Consider the following 18,838-nt stretch of genomic DNA (forward strand, 5'->3'; position numbering starts at 1 on the left):
ACTTTATTCCGAACCTACTATCGCAGTGACACAGCCAACTGATACCCAAACGACATTTTCAGCCATAATCCGTAGCCTCAATATGCAGAAACTCACCTCACCACTTCTAGCGAGCTTCCTTCTTCTAGCAGCTTGCTCCAAAGATTCCAAGCAGGCACGCCCAGCACCTGAGCCTCTTCCTTCCGCTGCGACGCATACTGAAACAAACCACGCTGAGACAGGCACTCAGCCCACGGCAGTTCTAGTCTCCGATGACAATTCAGTGATCAACCCACGTGCCTACAGCTACGGGTATTGGATGAATGGCTTCCGCAAGAATCCAGACGATCATTCCGCTGACCAGCTCGCACTTGAAACCGGTTATTTTGGCCTCTTACTGGATCTGAATAATTTAACCGATGCCCGATTCGGCCCAATGCAAGGGCAGGACTATACCTCTGGACTGGCCAGCGACCCAGCTAACATTATAGCACTTCCAGAGGCTGAACTTTTATTACAAATCGCCAGCGAAGGACGCGTCTTCACTGCCACGCACAGTTTGACCGGACCACACAGTGACGCGCGGCGCCTACAGCGCACCATGCTGTGGGAATCGGGCCGCTATTTACAAAACTGGGAAATTCAACATCTCATTTTTGAGGACGAAGAAGGCAATACATTGAGCAGCGATGCGAGCCTGCAGGTCGTTGCTTGGCCCGACTCACTCAGTTTAACTGCGAAAATCACTCCGAAACAACCGTTCGTCGATGGCCCCAACTTTGGTATCGTCGATAATGGCTACAGCATCGTGGAAAAAGCCTACGAACTGGACAGTGCCAGCAGACGGGATTCTGAAAACTTCACACTCGAGGGCTGGGTCAAGGTTCCAAGTAACCCTCAAAAAACAAGCCGTGGATGGTTGATCAGTAAGAACGGCGGACGAGATGAAGACGGGCAAATGGGCTTCTACTTTGATGGTCGCCGCATTCAGGCTGGAATGAACATTGGCGGTGGCGCCCGCAACAGGCACCTGCTCCCCGAGTCCAGATCCAGACGCTTCGACTTGGACAACTGGCACTATCTTGCCCTTAGCTACGATGGCGAAATGATGCACTTCTACGTCGACGGGCATCTTCAAAACAGCAAGGTCATCAAGCAGGAACGTAAACCTGGAAACGCCCCGATTCGACTGGGAAGCTCAGACGAACAATCCGAGGAAATCGCCTACGGAATCTTCGATCAAATCCGCCTCTGGGATCGCGCACTTCCTCACTCCGAAATTAAAGCGCATAGCGCTCAACCGGAAGCCCTAGCTAGCAAAGATGGTCTTGAATACGAGAAAACCTTCGACAGCTCGTTTGACCCAAAGCCCATTCAATACCTGTGGAAGAACATCACCACACGTATCAAATTAAGCACTACAGATGACTCATGGGAAGCACGCTCGCCTGCGATAGAACAATGGAAAATCGAACAAACAAAAAAACTGACACTGACCTGTGATTTAACACCAGACACAAACATCGAGGACTATGCACCCGTCATCGTCCACACAGATGATGATCAGCAAATCACTTCGGTATTCAACACAGAGTTCAACTGCCAAGTCGCTGAAATTAAAACACTGAAGCGTAGTTGGGAAACAGGCTACACCGACATTCGTAACTACGACGAATTTATCCTTGAGGTTGACAATAGCAGCGAAGACGCACGTGAGACTCCTTTTATGCTCTACCTCCGTAGCGTTGCCAACATCACCGGACTGATGCCAATACTCTGCTACGAAGATGGCACTCCCACTGGAATCCCTGTCCAGCTCAGCAAAAACTGGCACGAGCGCGAACTCGGCTCCTACCTGCGTGCCTACACTCAGCTCCCCAACTTGCCGGGTAAACAAACTTACAAGCTGCGGATCGCTTATGGATTCTACGGCACCCTCCCCTCCGCATCACATGCACAGCTCTCGCTCGTCGGCTATGGTGGCAATAATCGCTGGGATCAACTCGCCATCGGTTGCTGGGGTGAAACCATTTGCTTCGATGTCGACCGCAGCTGTGTAGATGTTGCCGTCACCGACGTGCGCATGCTGATGGCACGCACCGGTGCTGATGGCCGCAAATGGGCATGGACCACTGCCGGCTGGGGCGGCGATTGGCTCTATACCCAAGATAATAACGGCAATCGCCATCACCCGGCCGCTCTCAAGACAGCCTATCTCGCCCACGGTCCATCCCTTACCGATGTGCGCTATGATGGATACTACGGCCAGCAGCATGAAATCGCGTTTGAGGCAAAAGTGCAGACCCTCCGAACCGACGACTACGCTCGCACCTTTCAAAAATTCAGCTACTCCTTTGACCAGCAAGTTTCAGCCCAGGAAGCATGGCTCTTCAAAATGGGTCGCACAGGTAATTACGCCCACCCCAAGGTCGCCTATGGCAATGCCGCAGGACTCATCTCAGAAATCGAAGCGCCTACAACACTTAAGAGCAATGATAAGCTCTTAACGAACACCCAGTTCACTGGAGAAGCCCCCTGGTGGGTCAGCTTTCCGGGCGGAGTGCAAACAAGAGATGATGGTAAAGGCAATGGCTATCGAGCACTCGTCATCCGCGACTACAAAGCAAGCTTCGGCGGAAAGGTCTACACCCGACCAAACTTCAGCATCCCCGTCCATCAGATCAATCAAGACGGCAGCGCCAATCTTGATTTCCTTCTCAAGGCGCCCGAGGGCGTCGAAAACTTCCAACCGGGCGACCGCATCGAAATGAACCTCGAATGGATTACCCTCCACCGAGAGGCAGACGATTACTACGGCTCCAACGAAGCCTACCGCAAACATCTCATCGAGAACCCCAGCTCCTGGAAGACCACCTACCGGGAAGCCATCGGCAACGATCTGGAAGTGGCTGTCACTGGCGGCACATTGCTCAATCAGTATCCGATTCAAATCCAGGCAAATGCCGAGCGAATCGACCTTGAGATCAAAGGCGGCGTCGGCTACGTTCCGATTCGATTCCAAGGCCTCAGCAGCGCAAGCGGCTACAAACTCTATCAGATCGTCGATGGCAAAGCCACCCCACTTGATCAATCCGTACACGGAAACGACTTTTGGCAAACCGATTACGATACTAAAAGCAACAGCTACAGTCGCGTCTACAACCTCCCTCTGGACGGATTAGAACGCTCAACCTGGCAACTCAGACAAGACTAGCCTTCGCACAGCTTGAAACTACATAAATCATCATTTGCAGCACACCGATTTTGTATTAAGTCTCCTAAGGATACGTAAGGTGGAAGATTCACTCAGCACGGTACAATGCACTGAAAAGTAGATCCCCGCAGTGCCCATCACGATGTATCTCACAAAACTTCGTAGTTTGCAGCGCCTGCTCAAAGTCGGGCAGTGCACGCGCACTTAAGCCTGCCGAGAACGCAAAGAATTGATACAACACTTTGAGCCACAACTTAGCGCGCAGTCGACGCCAACCAGCGCTAGGCAGACAAAAATCTGATAACAACCAATACGCCTGTTCACTGGCACAAGCATTGAGTTTCGATACCGATGCCCGCATCAAACTGTCCTCAAAATTGTCCAGGAAAAATAAAGTCACAATCAAATCATAAGATGCCTCAACGAGTGCCGCATCCATTAAAGGCTCCACTTTAAACACAATCCGCTCTGAAAACAGCCCTGCTTGGCGCAGGCGTGTTTGCGCCCGAAGCACCATGGCTTGGCTCGGCTCCACGACTGTGATACTTGCCTCGGGAAACAATTGTACAAATTGCAGCAAAAACGAGCCATCCCCCTCTCCCGCAATCAAAACACGTTGTGGCTCCATCAATCCTGCCAAGCGCATCAGCTGCCCCGTGCGCGCACGCTGCAAGGCGGTCCCCATAGGTACAGCTTTCAATGCACTGATAAAACGGAGCGATGCGCGAGTAATTCATACTGGCGTAGCAATCTGAAGATAATCGACAGAAAGCAAGCTCGGCCGACTCGCCTGCGTGCAGTCTGTTGACTCAAATGGATCTAATTTACTCAAAACGGATTCTCGACATCTAGAGGTGAAGGCCTAATTTCGGGCTCTTTTCAACCATGAAACCAAGCACTAAGCCTAATCGCCCATTCTTCTCATCTGGACCTTGCAGCAAGCGTCCTGGTTGGTCGCTCGACGCGCTCAACGACGCGCTGGTCGGCCGCTCGCACCGCGCAAAGCCTGCCAAGGCACGCATCGAGGAAGTGATCGACAAATCCGCTTCGATCCTAGGCCTCCCCGAGGGCTATGTCTGTGGCATCGTGCCCGCATCCGACACAGGCGCAGTGGAAATGGCGATGTGGTCGCTGCTAGGCGAGCGCGGCGTGGAAATGTGCGCCTGGGAGTCGTTCGGCTCCGGTTGGGTGAGCGACGTCCTCAAACAACTCAAGCTCGATAATGTCACTAAACACGAGGCTGACTACGGCCTACTGCCCGATTTTTCGAAGGTAAACTGCGATAACGACGTCGTCTTTACCTACAATGGCACCACCTCCGGGGTGAAAGTCCCCAACCTCAATTGGATTCCTGCGGACCGCAAAGGTTTGACGATTTGCGACGCCACTTCCGCCGTCTTTGCGATGGACCTCGACTATAGCAAATTGGATGTAGTGACCTGGTCCTGGCAAAAAGTCATGGGCGGGGAAGGTGCACACGGCATGATCGTATTGAGCCCACGCGCCATCGAACGTTTAGAAAGCTACACTCCAGCTTGGCCCATGCCCAAAATTTTCCGTATGACCAAAGGAGGCAAATTGATCAGCGGCATCTTTAGCGGTGCCACGATCAATACAGTCTCCATGCTCTGTATCGAAGACGCAGTCGACGGCCTGCGCTGGGCAGAAAGTATTGGTGGCTTGCCCACTCTCATCGCGCGCTCAGAAGCCAATCTCAAAGCAATCGCCGACTGGGTGGCTAAGACCGATTGGATCGATTTCCTCGCTCAAGACCCAAGCACGATATCCAATACATCGATCTGCTTGAAGATCACCGCCGATTGGTATCAAGCGCTGCCAGCCGATGAACAAGCTGCCAAGGCGAAGCAACTGGTCAACTTACTGGATCAAGAAGGCGTCGGATATGATTTCGGCAGCTATCGGGACGCCCCCGCAGGCCTCCGCATCTGGGGCGGTGCAACCGTCGACACCGCCGATATAGAAGCCCTGCTACCATGGCTCGACTGGGCATTTGCTGAGATTCAAAAATAAACAACAAATTACAGCCGATACTGTTTTATGACGGCGACTGCGGATTGTGCAATCGCTCGATACAGTTTTTGCGACAACGAGATCGGTGCGAAGTCTTATACTTCGCACCGATTCAAGGTGAGACGGCTCGACAATGCCTGTCCGCAGATCTGCGAACAACACTCTCGACTGTCATCTATCAACGGCCAAGCCCCAATGGGCAGCCTAAGATCTTACTCCGTTCGGAAGCGGTCCTATGCGCGCTGATTGACACTCAAAGCTCTTGGAGCTGGCTAGCCATCTGTGTGCGATGCCTCCCCTGCACTTGGCGTGATGCCACTTATCATTGGATCGCGACGAACCGACATCGTTTCGGAGGCAAGCCAAGCTGCCCTCTACCCACGCCCAGAGAACACAGCCATTTTTTACCCTAGTAACAAAAACATGGCGCAGACACGCCACAATTGTGCGATTCTAACCGACCCAATCGAAGGACGCATGGGATTCGAGCTCTTCCACCGTTGTGAAGCCCAAAAGCACCTTCTTGAGACCATCATAGCGGAGTGGACGATAGCCCACTTTCTTAGCGGCAATCGCCAACTCGGCATCACTGGCCCCCGCTAATATGAGGCCACGCATCTCTTCGGTGATGAGTGCCATCTCGTGAAAGGCAATCCGACCGCGGTAACCGGAATTGCGACAATGTTGGCAGCCCTGTCCTTCGTAGAAGATGGGTGATTCAACTTCTTTGTAATCGTAGAAAAACTTGCGCAGCACTTCTTCGTCGGGCGTATAAGCGCGCTTACAGTGCTCACAGATACGGGCCGAAAGACGCTGAGCCAGCACCGCCAGCAGCGAAGGTGCGACCATATAGGGCTCAATCCCGAGCTCGACTAAGCGCACCACGGCTTGGATCGCGTTATTCGTGTGAAGTGTGGAAAAAACCAAGTGCCCGGTGAGCGCCGCTTCAGTCGCGATTTTAGCGGTCTCCAAGTCGCGTGTTTCCCCCACCAGAATCACGTCAGGGTCTTGACGCAATAAAGAGCGCAAGAGCGAGGCAAAGTTCAGATCAATCTGAGTGTTGATCTGCGACTGAATAATGCCCTCCATCTGAGTCTCGACGGGGTCCTCAATGGTGCAGATGTTGATCTCCGGCGTATTGATCTCATGCAGTGCCGCATAGAGCGTGCTCGACTTGCCAGAGCCCGTCGGGCCGGTCACATAAATCATGCCGTTGGGGTTACGAATCACTTGCTTAAAGGGCTCGAGAATCGACTGCGAAATCAGCATCTGATCCAGCGAGCGAAAGTCCTTTTTACCCGTCAACGCGAGGATACGTAACACCAGCTTTTCGCCATAAATCGTGGGAATGACCGACACCCGAAAGTTCACCTGTTCGGTGCCAAGTGGCACCGAAAAACGTCCATCCTGCGGGAAGCGTGACTCCGCAATATTTAGATGACTGAGAATTTTAATGCGCGACTTGAGCGGGGCGTGCAATGCAGCCGCAATCGTAAAAGCATGCTGCAGGCGACCATCGATCCGAAAGCGGATATTGGTAGAATCTTCACGCGGCTCCATGTGGATATCCGATGCACGCTCTTTAATCGCTAAATACAGGAGTGCATCGCAGAGACCGATGATAGACTTCGACTCTCCCATGCCCTCCAGCTCTTCAGGGTTGAGCTTTGCTAGAATCGCGCCCTGACTCTGCTCCAGCAGTTCGATCAGCTCCTCAACACTTTTATCGGTGCTGTAATGCAGATCGATCGCAGCATGCACCTCCGAGCTCAGACAAAATACGGGGCTAATCTCCTTGCCGGTAATCGCCGCCAAGCGATCGATCAAAGGCTGATTGTGAGGATCCGGCATCGCCACAGTCAGCGCCGACTCGATCTCATACAGCGGCATGACGTTTCCCTTGCGCGCGATTTCGACGGGTATACTAAAAATCGCTTCTTCACTAATTATCGTGGAGAGCGGATCTACGTATGCGGATTCGATACGGTTACTCCACAGGCGGCAGCCAACTTCCTTACTGATGAGCTCTTCCTCGATCAAGTATTCGACCAAGTCCAGAGTGTTCTCATCCGCACTGAGCAGTGCGCGATCATACGCCTCATTCGAGAGCGTAACATGGTAATTTTGCAGCAACTGTTCGCGAATCGTCATACAGATTTCTTTTTCTTCTTTCGCATTTGCTTACCAAACATTTTATCAATTTCAGTCGCATCCACCAACTCACGACCAAAGACAGAATCCCTACGGTCAGTAGCCACTTCCTCCATGATTTCTTTAAGAGAATAACGCACCCCCTGTGGCACGTTTCGATGTGGCTGCTCTGTCTCTTCACTCATATACGATCACTCAAGCCAGGGCTTATTCGCCCCAAATCTCCTCGATTAAATGGTTAATCGTCTCCACGACAATTTCCTTCTTCATATCCTTGCGCAGGTAGTACGAAGCCCCGTATTCCACACTGGTTTCCACCGCTTGCCGGGAAGCGACTGATGAGGCCATCACAACAATGGCTTCTTCATCGAATTCGACAATTTCTTTCAAAGCTTCTAAGCCTTCTTTCACCGGCATATTCACATCCATCAGGACAAATTCCGGCTTCCAACGTTTATAAAGATCAATCCCTTCCTGCCCATTGGCGGCTTCGTAAATGCGCTCGAAACCGAGTTGTTTCAAGATCAGCTTAAGATATGCACGCAAATGAGCTTCGTCATCTACAATCAAGGCTGTAATAGGTCGGCTCATATTTACATCAGTTATTTAAAAGTGCTACACACTGTCGAGCATGAATCTGGGTAAAATCCCCTAGCTGATATCCTGGATTAATATAAAGGAGGTGCCTTTACCCAGTTCGCTCTTAACTTGAATCTGCATACCAAGGCGATCACACATTTGCTTCACGATATAGAGGCCGAGCCCCAAGGAGGGTTCATTGTCAGTCGGCTTCGAGGACAAGCGGACGAATTTACCAAATAACTTGGCCTGATCCTCATTTTTAATACCACAGCCGGTATCCTTGATTTCGAGCTCTAGCCGCGAGTCGACCCGGCGCGTATGGATCGTAACCTGACCGAACTTCGGCGTATACTTCACGGCATTGCTGATCAAATTACTGACACAGACATCGAGCCAATCGCGGTGGCTCTGCAGATGTAAGCCATCACTACTCGCCAAGTCCAAGCTGATACTAATATTCTTTTGCCTGGCCTGCCGCATAAATTGCTCTGCCACCGCCTCCACCACCTCGTTCAGAACTAGGTCCTCTGTTTTTACTGGGCCGTGAAAGCTCTCCATGCGCGACACATCCAGCAAGCGTTCCGTCAAATCCAACATTCGCACACCACACTTCTTAATATCGCCGACAAACTCATCCTGCGAAAAATCATCGAAGCTGTCTTCGGCCAAATCACACAAGCCAATGACCGTATTCAGTGGATTGCGTAAATCATGCGCAAGAACACCGATAAAGTCGTCTTTCTCTTTATTCAGCCCTTCCAACAATCGATTGGCCATCGCCAACTCTTCAGCCGTCGCGAGTAGTTTAAACTTCTGCGTTTCGATCAAGGAGTTGGTCTCGCTCAATGCTTTATTCTGCTCCTCGAGTCGTCGCTGCTGTCGCTTGATCGCCGCGATGCAAATGTAAGCAACGATACTGGTCACCACCAGCGCCAGCACGATATTAATCAACAACTGCTCTTTGATTGGTGCCAGCATGGCCGACTCGCTTTGCTCGACGATCAGATACCAATGAAGCTCTGGGACGTAGCGACAGTGTAATAAACGGTTCTCACCGTCACGCGAATAGCTCAACTGGCTCCCTTCATCATTCAGCAGGGTCGACACATGGCCCTGCAGCCCCTCGATGTCATTCAGATGCTTATACTTAAGCAACGGACTGTTCATCGGCCGCAGCACAATATTGCCCTCTGCATCGGTGAAATAGATCTGCCGCTCGTATTTCGCTTCGTAGCGGCTGATCAAATTATTAACGCTATTGACGGTGAGCCCCACACCTGTGGCTCCGATAAAATTGCCATCATAATCAAAGGTCCGATAGTTGATAAAGATCGTCATCTCATCGGCATTGGCCAGGTCGGCATCTACATTAATCTCGTAGGGCGCCTCCATGTCACGCACACGGTAATACCACGCATCCCGTGGCTCGTCTTCGCGGACCGTTTTTAATAAACCATAGGCATGGTAATACTTCTGCGTCTGCTCGGATACGAAGAACGACGTCACAGTGGCATACTTGATTTTGATCTCATGCAAATATCGGGTGATCGCATCGTCCTCCAATTCTCCGTTCATCGCCCAATCCCGCAGAAAGGTATCGTGCGCCATTAACGAAGCGATAAATACCGGCCGCAAGAGATCGCGTTGTATTTCTGAATACACATTGTCCGAGGTCAGGGGCAAGGTGCTCTCCGAGATCGTCTCACGTATATTTCCGCGAGTGACGAGATAGCTGCTAATACTGATCAACAAAAAGCCGGAGAGTAGAAGCAGGCTGACAAACCACGCCCAGCCAAAGCGCTTTGAAAAAATATTACCGGCCATTTAAAAAGGTTGCTGATTTTCGTCCGCGCTCATCTCGGGACGCTTGCCGTCTTTGTTAAAACGCATAGAAAGGAGCGTAGAAACGCCCTTTTCCGGCATGGTGACGCCAAAGACTGTATCCGCGTTAGAGATGGTGCGTTTGTTGTGTGTGATAATCAAGAACTGAGATTTATCCGTGAAACCATGCAGCGTATCACAGAAACGACCAATGTTAGCATCATCCAGCGCGGCGTCAATCTCATCGAGCACACAGAACGGGCTGGGCTTTACCATGTAGATGGCAAACAGCAGCGCGACCGCAGCCATGGTGCGCTGCCCACCTGATAGGAGTGTCACACTCTTTAGACGCGTGCCCGGGGGACGGGCGATGATGTCGATGCCAGACTCCAAGGGGTCTTCGGAATCGACCAACAAGAGATCGGAATCTCCACCACCCGAAATTTTACCATATGTGAATGCGAAGTTTTTCTTAACCTGCTCGAATGTCTCACGGAAAAGAGCCTGCGAGGTATCGTTAATTTGGTCGATGGTCTCGACCAGTTTGTTCTTCGAATTATTCAGGTCTTCACTTTGCCCCTGTAGGAAATCATGCCGCTCTTTCAAATCGGCATACTCACTAATCGCATCGAGGTTCACCGGCCCCATGTTGGAAATACGTCCCTTTAACTCGCCGACTTCTGCCTCGATAGTGGACCAATCAGTCTGGTCCATCTCGGCCAGCTCTTCTTCGCTAGGATCGCGGCGCTCTTGCTTCGGTTGCGCTGCAATCTTATCCGGGTCATCCATTTCGTCGAGATTGACACGCTTTTCAAACTCAACGTTACCCTCCCACAGTTCTGCTTTCCAATCGACTTGCGAGAGATCGACCTGATATTCATCCAAGGCAGTATTCTGAATAAAACCAAGCTGAGAACGCTCTTCGGCAAGACGAATTTCTAGCTTGGTCAACTCTTTATCAAAGCTACGACTCTCATTGCGTCGCCCCGAAAGGCCTTCGTCGATTTCATTGATAATCGCATCAATGCCTTGTAACTGTTCGCGATCCTTATCCAGCTCATCGTTGGCGATCTCCAGAGTCTTGGCCAGCTCTTCACTCTTGTTGGCGTGGTGTTCGCTGGACTGCTTCAACTGCGCGATCTGCTCGTTGATGGTATCGATCTCTTGATTACGACGCAAAATACGATGCTCCAAACTGGCAGTCTCACGCTGTACCTCGCTCAATGCGCGGTCGACCGACTCCAGTCGTTGCTTCTTCTCCGCGAGCTCGAGTCGCACATCGGAGAGCGCCTCACGCTTGGCATCTCGCTCTTGCCGGGCCTGATCGATGGCCACTTCCAAATCACTGCCTCCCTGGCGCTCGTCTTTGAGAGTTTGCTCCGCACCAGCAAGCTCCTCTTTGGCCGCTTCCAATTCAGCAATGGAATCACCATGTTTCTCATCCAGACGGAAAAGTTCATCTTCGGCCTGGCTGCGCGTGCGTGCGTTGTGTTCGATCTTCTGCGTTTGATTGCGCTCTTCGGCCACCAAGCCAGACACCTCGCTCGCCAGATCGCCCAGTCGTTTGCGCTGCGCTTCCACAGTCGCCTCGGCCACATTACGACGTTCATCAAGCGTATCCGCCTGCTCACGCAGCTCTTCGAGTGCTGCTCGCTCCGTCCCAATCTCTTGGCGCAGACTCCGAATTTCAGACTCCCGCTCCAACACACTGGAAGATTTTTTCCCCGTGGTGCGTCCACCGTGTATCAGCCCACGACAATCGACGATCTCGCCATCGCGGGTAGCCACCAATAGAAAATTGAAGTCAGGATGCGTCTTCCAATACTCAACAAATGAATCCAGACGATCCGCAAAGTAGCACCCCGTCAGCAAACGATCGACCGCATTTTGCAGATTCGGATCACGCACGGTGACTACGGCTTGCGCCGCAACCAAGCCCGCAGGTAATTCAACTGCCTTCGCTTCGGTGGCGGCAGGCAGATCAATCTGCAAGCAAGCCCGCCCCATAAAGTCAGCATCCAACTTACCGATCACCGACAGTGCTTTGTTAGAATCCCCGACGTAAAGCGCATCCGCAGCAGAGCCGAGCAGTGTCTTCAATGCGGTCGTATATGTGCTATCAACTTTCAGCTCCTTGGAGATGATCGAGACACTGTTTTTAGAGACCACATCACTGAGCTTATCCCCCAGAATGGCCTTGGCTCCCTCGCCGAAGCCCTCGAACTTGGCTTGCAAGCTTTCGAGCACATTTAACTGGGCCGTCTTACGCGCAATGCCGCGGTCTTGCTCCTGAATACGCTCCTGCAGGCTGCGATACTGCGTTAATATTTCGCGTGAATCAGCACGGGCTTCCTCCACCGCTTGCTCGCAGCTGGCTTGCTCCGCACGACGCTTTTCGAGCAGACGCTGGATCTCAGCCAGTCCCTGTTCCAGCGCCACCACTTCTTCTTTCAAATTCATCGCACTCTCAGTGAGTGAGGCGTGCTTGACCTGGTATGTCTTAAGGTTGACTTCAAGCGTAGTGCAACGCGAGCGTGCACGATTGATACGATTCTCCGCAGTCAACAGGTCCTGCCGGCGCTTTTGTAGCTCCCCCTCCATCGCGCCGAGTTGCTCCTGAGCCACTGCCAACTCTTGATTGCGCTCGCGAAAGATACGGTCGGAATCGTCGACCACTTCCAAGTGCATTTGCTTGTTTTCACTCTCGTCTTTGGCACGGGTAGCCAGCTCTGCCTTTTGCTTTTCCAGATCGGCAATCTCCTTCTGATACTCGGCAATACGCGCCACCATGTCCTTAGAACGAATGGTGGAAAACTCGGCCTGATTCTCGGCATTTTCTTTTTCAGAGCGCAGATTATACACCCGTTGCTGCAACTCTTCCATTTTCTGAGAGAGCCCCGCACGCTGCGCTTTCTTTTCCATCAAGATCGACTCATCGCGCTCTAGCGAAGTGGTGTGCGCCTCGACCTTCTTACGTAGCTCGGTGGCACGTTCCGCCACCTGCGTGATCGACTGACTTAAGTCAGAATGCCGATATGCGCTGTTAGCGAGATCCAGATGCGTCAACCGATGCTTGATGCGTTGATAACGGAGCGCCTTACTGGCTTGGCGTTTGAGCGAACCGATCTGGCGCGCGACCTCCTCAATCACGTCCGTTACACGGGCGAGATTGGCATCCACCAGCGCCAGCTTACTCAGAGCCTCCTTGCGCTGCGCTTTATAGAGAGTGATCCCTGCCGCTTCTTCGAAAATAGTACGTCGCTCGGCCGGATTGGTAGACAGGATCTGGTCGATCTGCCCCTGCAACATAAATGAATAAGACACACGCCCCACCCCGGTATTCGCAAACAGACGTTGAATATCCTTCAGGCGGGAGACCTTGCCATTGATATAATAATCACTGCCACCGTCGCGACTCACACGCCGTGAAATAGCGACTTCATTGAACTGTGTGCCCAGCTCCGCCTCACAGTCGGTAAACGTCAATTTAACTTCGCAGGTCGGCAAGCCCTTGCGCTTATCCGTGCCCTCGAAAATCACGTCCTGCATCGAGGCACCACGCAAAGCCTTGGCACTTTGCTCTCCAAGCACCCAACGAATCGCGTCCACGATATTACTTTTACCACAACCATTCGGGCCAACCACTGCGGTCACACCTTGGCGCAAGTCCAGGCGAGTGCGGTCGGCAAAACTCTTAAAGCCACTAATGACAATCTCTTTAAGATACATATTCTATTTTTGGATGCGGTTGCGGGGGGAGAAAAGCCGTTAACAACAAAGTGCCAAAGATCGCCCCGCAACTCTAAAAGCCTGTCTATGCATGCTTTACTGCATGACACAGAAATCAATATTCGCGCTCACCATAGAGTGCGGTGCCCACTCGGATCTGCGTCGAACCAGCTGCAATCGCGACTTCGAGGTCGCCCGTCATCCCCATCGAGAGCTCCGGCAGCGCCACATCAAAGCGCTCAGACAATGCATCCCGTAGCATGCGCAAGCGTTCAAAAGCGACACGCGCCACCTCAAGATCCTCACTCAGCGGCGCAATCGTCATCAGACCGTCCACTCGCAAATGCTCCAAGCCCAATGCCACTTCTAACACCGAGTCAGCCTCAGCCACCTTAAAGCCGTGCTTATTAGGGTCTTCCCCGGTATTACACTGCAACATGATCGCCAGCGACTTCCCCTGCTCTTCCGCAAAACGATCCAAACGGCGCAACAGCTTCAGCGAATCCACCGACTGGATTCGATCAAAAATAGCCACCGCATTTTGAGCTTTATTACTCTGCAAATGACCAATTAGCTCCCATTGGACCCGCGCCTCGCATGAGCCGCGCTTATCCGCTGCTTCTTGCACTCGATTCTCACCCACAGCACACATACCACTGCGCACCGCATACTCAACCGCAGCAAGCGGGTGATTCTTCGTTACAGGCAAGAGAGTAACGGAATCTAAAGGGCGACCACTACACTCACATGCACGCACGATTCGAGCTCGCACTGCCGATAAGTTTTTCTCAAAACTGGAGTAATCAATCATTAGTAAATCAGAAAACTTGTTAATAAAAATAGACTCATTAGTATTGCTTAATTTATTGTTGCATTCCGATAAGTCCTAATTATACAACTATCTCATGCACGTCGAAAATTTCAAAATATTCTCAGATTTAGTTGAGAGCGAGAGCTTTTCTCGCGCCGCCAAACTCAATGGTATCACCCAATCCGCGGTGAGCCAGCAATTGCGGGCGATGGAAAAACATTTCAGCATACTAATCGTCGATCGTAGTCAAAAGCAATTCCGACTGACACGCGAGGGGCAAAAACTTTACGAGTCCGCCAAGGAAATTCTCTATCTCTACGACAAGCTCAACAGCGAACTCCAAGAGATGAAGAAAGTCATTAGTGGCACCATTCACATTTCGACAGTTTATAGTATCGGCCTGCACGAGCTGCCTCCGTATGTGAAAGCATTTCTATCCAAATACCCGGAAGTCAATATCCGGGTGGAATACCGCCGCGCCAACAACGTTTACGAGGACATCCTCACCAACTCCATCGACCTCGGTCTGGTTGCCTATCCCCAAAAACATAAGCAGCTGGAAGTACTTCCCTTCCACGACGATATTTTAGTGCTCGTCGTCAGCCCGGATCACCCCTTGGCGAGCAAGAAGAACGTAACACTTGAAGAAATCGCTGAGCAAAAATTCATTGGCTTTGAGCCCGACATCCCCACCCGCAAGGCGACCGACCAGATCTTTCGCGAGGCCAACCTCGAGATGGAGCCCGTCATGGAGTTTGACAACGTCGAAACCGTCAAACGCGCTGTCGAGATCAATGCAGGTATCGCCATCCTTCCGCAGACCACAGTCAGCCGCGAAGAAGCACAAGGCCTGCTCAAGGTAATCAAATTCAAAAATAAGGTCTATAAACGCCCACTGGCACTGATCCACCGCAAGGGCCGCGTCCTGACTCCAGCGATGAAGAAGTTGATCGATCTACTCACATCGAAAGATCTGAATAGTCTGGAAAACGACACCGAAGAGGTTTAAGCAGACACGGCAGACCGCGCAACAGCTCGGGCTTCAGCGATGGAGACGCAACACCGAGTTTCGCACTCTGTGCCCCATACGCTTAAAGGGACTCCACAAGCGCCCGTGAAGCGAAACAGGCACGCGCTCCATCCCGGGAAACCCGAGCGTATCGGGCTGCTGCGTGGGGCGCTCCTCTAAGCTCGGCCAATAAGCGGTGCGAAACAGCCAATCCCACACGCTCAAGGAAATGCCAAAATTCACCCCCTGCCGACGTGCCTCCGGCAAATCATGCATGTGATGCCATATATGCATACGCGAGGAATTGAGCAAATAGCGCAAAGGCCCCCAGCTCAGATCAAGATTACTATGGTTCAAGTGCCCGATCAGCGTATTGAGCACCGCAATAATCAAAAGCACCGTGGGATCGACCCCCAAGACCACCAAGGGAAAGTAAGTGATCGATTGGTAGACCACGATTTCCATCCAGTGAAAGCGGAAATTCCCGATCCAATCCATTTCCGTAATACTATGATGAATCTTGTGAAACTCCCATAGCGCCGGCACGCGGTGCAGCAGGTTGTGCACGCACCAGTCCAGCCAGTCTTTCAGCACAAAATAAAAAAGCCCCTGCGCCCAAAGAGGCCAGGCAGCCAACAGGTTCCAAGCCTGCGCCGACTCCATGGCCGGCAACCACCAGCGAGTCAACCACACGCTGACATAGGCGAACAGGATTGAGAAATAATGCCCATTGAAAAACAACCAAAACAAATCTTGAAAGAACTCGGCTCGCAAAAAGCGCTGTCCCTGCCGCCAGGGCCGCATGCGCTCCGCCAAGGCACAAAACAGTGAGACGACCATCAGCCAGAAAAAATAGCTGCGCGTATTCCAAATAACGTCCCACATCAGCTGTAATAATGAATAAAAATGCGCCTCAGGCTGGAGCCATTACTCAAGAATCAGCTCGGGACTGGGAATCCCAAGGTCAAAGCTCGCACGGGGCACAAATTTCACACCACTCACTTCAGTGAAACGCATTTGCTCACCAATTTGCCCATCCTGCATCGCAAAAGTGCGATGCCCGGATGCCAGCAGCACACCATCAACATCAACTAAATTATCCAAACTTAGAAACTTTTCAGGCCCCGGACCATTAGGTGCCACCAAAGGATTCGTCACAATGTAATACCCTCCCCGTGTAAGTTTGGTCTCCGGATCGATTAAGAGCACATAATAATCGTCCGGTGAATCGCCCGCGTCCTGCGTGTAGGTAATTTTGACCTGAGCATAGTCCTGGCCCTCAAAGGCTATGCTTTCAGGAAGTCGCTCAAAGATCGCATTCTCATCATTGAAGACAAAAGGAATACCGATGAAGTAGTAAGGCGTCAGCGACCAAAACTGCACTGGCGGCGCAAACTGACTGCCCTTAGGAGCGATCCAGTATTGGCCTTCATACATGCCGAAACGAATATCCTTCCCCGGCACCTCGTGCATCACATTTAAATTCGTAGGATCCACAGTTTGCACCGTATCTACAATCGCCTGCGGGCCCTTATCGCTCATATGGTACGTCCAACGAAATTGCAGTAAACCATTATTATACCAGCGTTCCGTGCCACCATGCGCCTGGATCGAGTCCATCACCAACTCACGCCCCGGATTTCCTGCGGCCACGTGGCTAGACGCCTTGTCCTTAGTTTCATTGCAGCCCAACAGCCAAAGGCTGCACAAGGCGGTTGTCGTCAGTGTTAAAAGCTTTTTCATAATAGATCAGTGCTCCCTTAGACGTTTCAACAAGCCATCTATTCCCAGAATATTCAAAGTCTCCCAAAGAGTTCAAGCACATGGACCTGACGTTGCCAGATGCAGCCTCCAACGCAGCCCGTGCCCTTGGAGCTCATCTCATTTGTAACCTACGCCAGCGCTCGCTGAGCAGTTCGAAATAGGCCTGCTGGCTCGCTTTCGAGAGACCACTGCCAAGAATTCGTGGCTCCCATGGCACCGCCTCGAGTTGATGCAGCACGCGGTCTATCATTCGTAGATTCAGCCCGCAAACTTCCTTCCCCAAATACTCCAACAAGCTGTCGCGATCCCAGCCTGCGCGCCGCCCAGCTAGCGATAAGGCGCTCTCGCTAGCGTCCTTTCGGGTAATCGCGTGATTCATCATGCCATAAGCAGGTGATAACTCGATGAGGTTCCCATTCTGTAAAAGTGCCCATTTCTTTAAGTGGAGGCCGCGATTCCCCGACAGCCAGCCAAACAACACACGATGGAAGAAGCGCATCAACTGAATCTTAGGATTTGTGCAGTATTGGCGTATCAATTCAGCAATCGCCTCCAGCGAACCCTCATATTTAGCCGTGCGAGCTTTCCCCAGCAGTTGGCAGGCAGATTCCACTCGTAAACGCTGACTATTAGAGGCGCCCGTGCGGTCGAAACGCTCGGCCCACAGAACGGCCCGTCCATCCGTCGTCCGCAGCCGCCCCACCGAAGCCACCGCCAGCCCCGCGTCCTGCGCCAATTGAGTGGTCAACAGCTGATTTTCTACCTGCCCGACAGTGTCCGGAGACTCCGGTGTCAGTCGATAGCTACCATTAAGCTTCACCAGCTTAAACGCCGATTGCTTGCGCGAATACACCGCACTCGCACTGGCTCCAGAACTCGCCAGTGAATGGGGGAAACCCGCCGCCGAATTAAACTCAGCCAGTTCACTCTCGCGGTATGGCAAGGCGTCTAATTCAGGCTGTATCCGTGCCCGGTTCAAGGATTTGAGGCCCTCAGCGGTACGCCCCAAGGGCAGCGACTCAGAGCCACTCGGCAAGACTGAAATCAGCCCTGGCACATCCGCCCCCACCGCAGCCAGCAGCCCCCATTCACTCGAATCCGTAACGGGCGCAGCACGCCATTGCTCCAGCTGCATACCTTCAGGTAGTAAGCAACTCAACTCGGGCGGCAAGGTCTCCCAAGAAAGCCCCTCACACGCCACCGGCCAATTCAGGAATACTGGAGCCCCCTGGTAGCCATCCGCATAAAAAAAACGGATGCCGACTGCATCACGCTGCAACTCTCCCGCATAGACCTGCCCGACAAATAATCGCAAACTATCCATTCAGCTGCACCTCGACGCCTAAGGGACTTTTTGCCTGCAACTGAATCCTCAGGGCATCCAAAACCGCCACCAGATTACGCAAGCTGAAATCGTCGCGACCTGATTCTATTTTATAAATCACAGATGCGCTCACACCGCACAAATCCTGCAATTCGAGCTGCGTCAAACCCTGCGCCTTACGCGCCGCCGACACCATCTTTCCAAAATTAGTATTTTTCATTGTTATAAAAAGGATTATCACCGATCCATCGATTCATCATGCAAGCAAGATGATTAGATACTAATTATTCATTTTAAAAGAACAGATTTTTAATATCTCAACCCAGCGAAGATGCAATTAAGTGATAAAAATCCTACAACCATTTCAATTAAACCGATTATTGTTAATCTAAGAGGGCATTCAACTTAAATAAAGCCTCTCAA

At 51.9% G+C, this 18,838-nt stretch carries 15 protein-coding genes; 4 read left to right on the top strand and 11 right to left on the bottom strand.

The genetic code is table 11. From position 1 onward, the window contains the following. Positions 1–82 precede the first annotated feature (82 nt). Positions 83–3,193: a LamG domain-containing protein gene (locus tag SH580_RS02790; protein ID WP_319833486.1), complete on the top strand. Its 3,111-nt coding sequence runs from the start codon at positions 83–85 to the stop codon at positions 3,191–3,193. An 88-nt stretch (positions 3,194–3,281) separates the two neighbouring features. On the opposite strand, the gene SH580_RS02795 is transcribed toward SH580_RS02790, so the two are convergent. Continuing rightward, positions 3,282–3,893: a class I SAM-dependent methyltransferase gene (locus SH580_RS02795; protein WP_319833487.1), complete on the bottom strand. Its 612-nt coding sequence runs from the start codon at positions 3,891–3,893 to the stop codon at positions 3,282–3,284. A 185-nt stretch (positions 3,894–4,078) separates the two neighbouring features. Between SH580_RS02795 and SH580_RS02800 the strand changes: the two genes are divergently transcribed. Both SH580_RS02800 and SH580_RS22110 read left to right on the top strand, forming a co-directional pair. Beyond that, on the top strand, positions 4,079–5,224 hold the full coding sequence (locus tag SH580_RS02800) for a phosphoserine transaminase (RefSeq protein ID WP_319833488.1): 1,146 nt from the start codon (positions 4,079–4,081) through the stop codon (positions 5,222–5,224). A gap of 20 nt (positions 5,225–5,244) precedes the next feature. Further along, a complete protein-coding gene (locus SH580_RS22110; protein ID WP_425607171.1) occupies positions 5,245–5,637 on the top strand; it encodes a thiol-disulfide oxidoreductase DCC family protein in 393 nt (130 codons plus the stop codon). 40 nt (positions 5,638–5,677) lie between these two features. On the opposite strand, the gene SH580_RS02805 is transcribed toward SH580_RS22110, so the two are convergent. The 6 genes from SH580_RS02805 to SH580_RS02830 all read right to left on the bottom strand — a co-directional run bounded on the left by SH580_RS02805 (position 5,678) and on the right by SH580_RS02830 (position 14,318). Next, positions 5,678–7,375, bottom strand: a complete 1,698-nt coding sequence (locus SH580_RS02805) for a GspE/PulE family protein (protein WP_319833489.1) — start codon at positions 7,373–7,375, stop codon at positions 5,678–5,680. Then, positions 7,372–7,560 carry a hypothetical protein gene (locus SH580_RS02810; protein ID WP_319833490.1) on the bottom strand — a complete coding sequence of 63 codons (189 nt, stop codon included), beginning with the start codon at positions 7,558–7,560 and terminating at the stop codon, positions 7,372–7,374. The genes SH580_RS02805 and SH580_RS02810 overlap by 4 nt, the downstream gene beginning before the upstream one ends. A 22-nt stretch (positions 7,561–7,582) precedes the next feature. Continuing rightward, complete coding sequence (locus tag SH580_RS02815; RefSeq protein ID WP_319833491.1) at positions 7,583–7,966, bottom strand: response regulator; 384 nt, start codon at positions 7,964–7,966, stop codon at positions 7,583–7,585. 60 nt (positions 7,967–8,026) lie between these two features. Beyond that, a complete protein-coding gene (locus tag SH580_RS02820) occupies positions 8,027–9,781 on the bottom strand; it encodes a sensor histidine kinase (RefSeq protein WP_319833492.1) in 1,755 nt (584 codons plus the stop codon). Beyond that, positions 9,782–13,507 carry a chromosome segregation protein SMC gene (gene smc, locus SH580_RS02825; RefSeq protein ID WP_319833493.1) on the bottom strand — a complete coding sequence of 1,242 codons (3,726 nt, stop codon included), beginning with the start codon at positions 13,505–13,507 and terminating at the stop codon, positions 9,782–9,784. It lies immediately after the preceding gene. A 115-nt stretch (positions 13,508–13,622) separates the two neighbouring features. Next, complete coding sequence (locus tag SH580_RS02830) at positions 13,623–14,318, bottom strand: YggS family pyridoxal phosphate-dependent enzyme (protein WP_319833494.1); 696 nt, start codon at positions 14,316–14,318, stop codon at positions 13,623–13,625. Positions 14,319–14,412: 94 nt separating this feature from the next. Between SH580_RS02830 and SH580_RS02835 the strand changes: the two genes are divergently transcribed. Beyond that, positions 14,413–15,327 carry a LysR family transcriptional regulator gene (locus tag SH580_RS02835; RefSeq protein WP_319833495.1) on the top strand — a complete coding sequence of 305 codons (915 nt, stop codon included), beginning with the start codon at positions 14,413–14,415 and terminating at the stop codon, positions 15,325–15,327. Positions 15,328–15,360: 33 nt separating this feature from the next. Here SH580_RS02835 and SH580_RS02840 read toward each other — a convergent pair whose 3' ends face one another. The 4 genes from SH580_RS02840 to SH580_RS02855 all read right to left on the bottom strand — a co-directional run bounded on the left by SH580_RS02840 (position 15,361) and on the right by SH580_RS02855 (position 18,635). After that, positions 15,361–16,212, bottom strand: a complete 852-nt coding sequence (locus SH580_RS02840) for a sterol desaturase family protein (RefSeq protein ID WP_319833496.1) — start codon at positions 16,210–16,212, stop codon at positions 15,361–15,363. Between the two features lie 42 nt (positions 16,213–16,254). After that, on the bottom strand, positions 16,255–17,070 hold the full coding sequence (locus tag SH580_RS02845; protein WP_319833497.1) for a hypothetical protein: 816 nt from the start codon (positions 17,068–17,070) through the stop codon (positions 16,255–16,257). 133 nt (positions 17,071–17,203) lie between these two features. Next, positions 17,204–18,415: a type II toxin-antitoxin system HipA family toxin gene (locus SH580_RS02850; protein WP_319833498.1), complete on the bottom strand. Its 1,212-nt coding sequence runs from the start codon at positions 18,413–18,415 to the stop codon at positions 17,204–17,206. Next, positions 18,408–18,635 carry a helix-turn-helix domain-containing protein gene (locus SH580_RS02855; RefSeq protein ID WP_308950995.1) on the bottom strand — a complete coding sequence of 76 codons (228 nt, stop codon included), beginning with the start codon at positions 18,633–18,635 and terminating at the stop codon, positions 18,408–18,410. The genes SH580_RS02850 and SH580_RS02855 overlap by 8 nt, the downstream gene beginning before the upstream one ends. Positions 18,636–18,838: the final 203 nt, after the last annotated feature.

The sequence above is a fragment of the Coraliomargarita algicola genome, assembly GCF_033878955.1.
GTDB classification, from domain to species: domain Bacteria; phylum Verrucomicrobiota; class Verrucomicrobiia; order Opitutales; family Coraliomargaritaceae; genus Thalassobacterium; species Thalassobacterium algicola.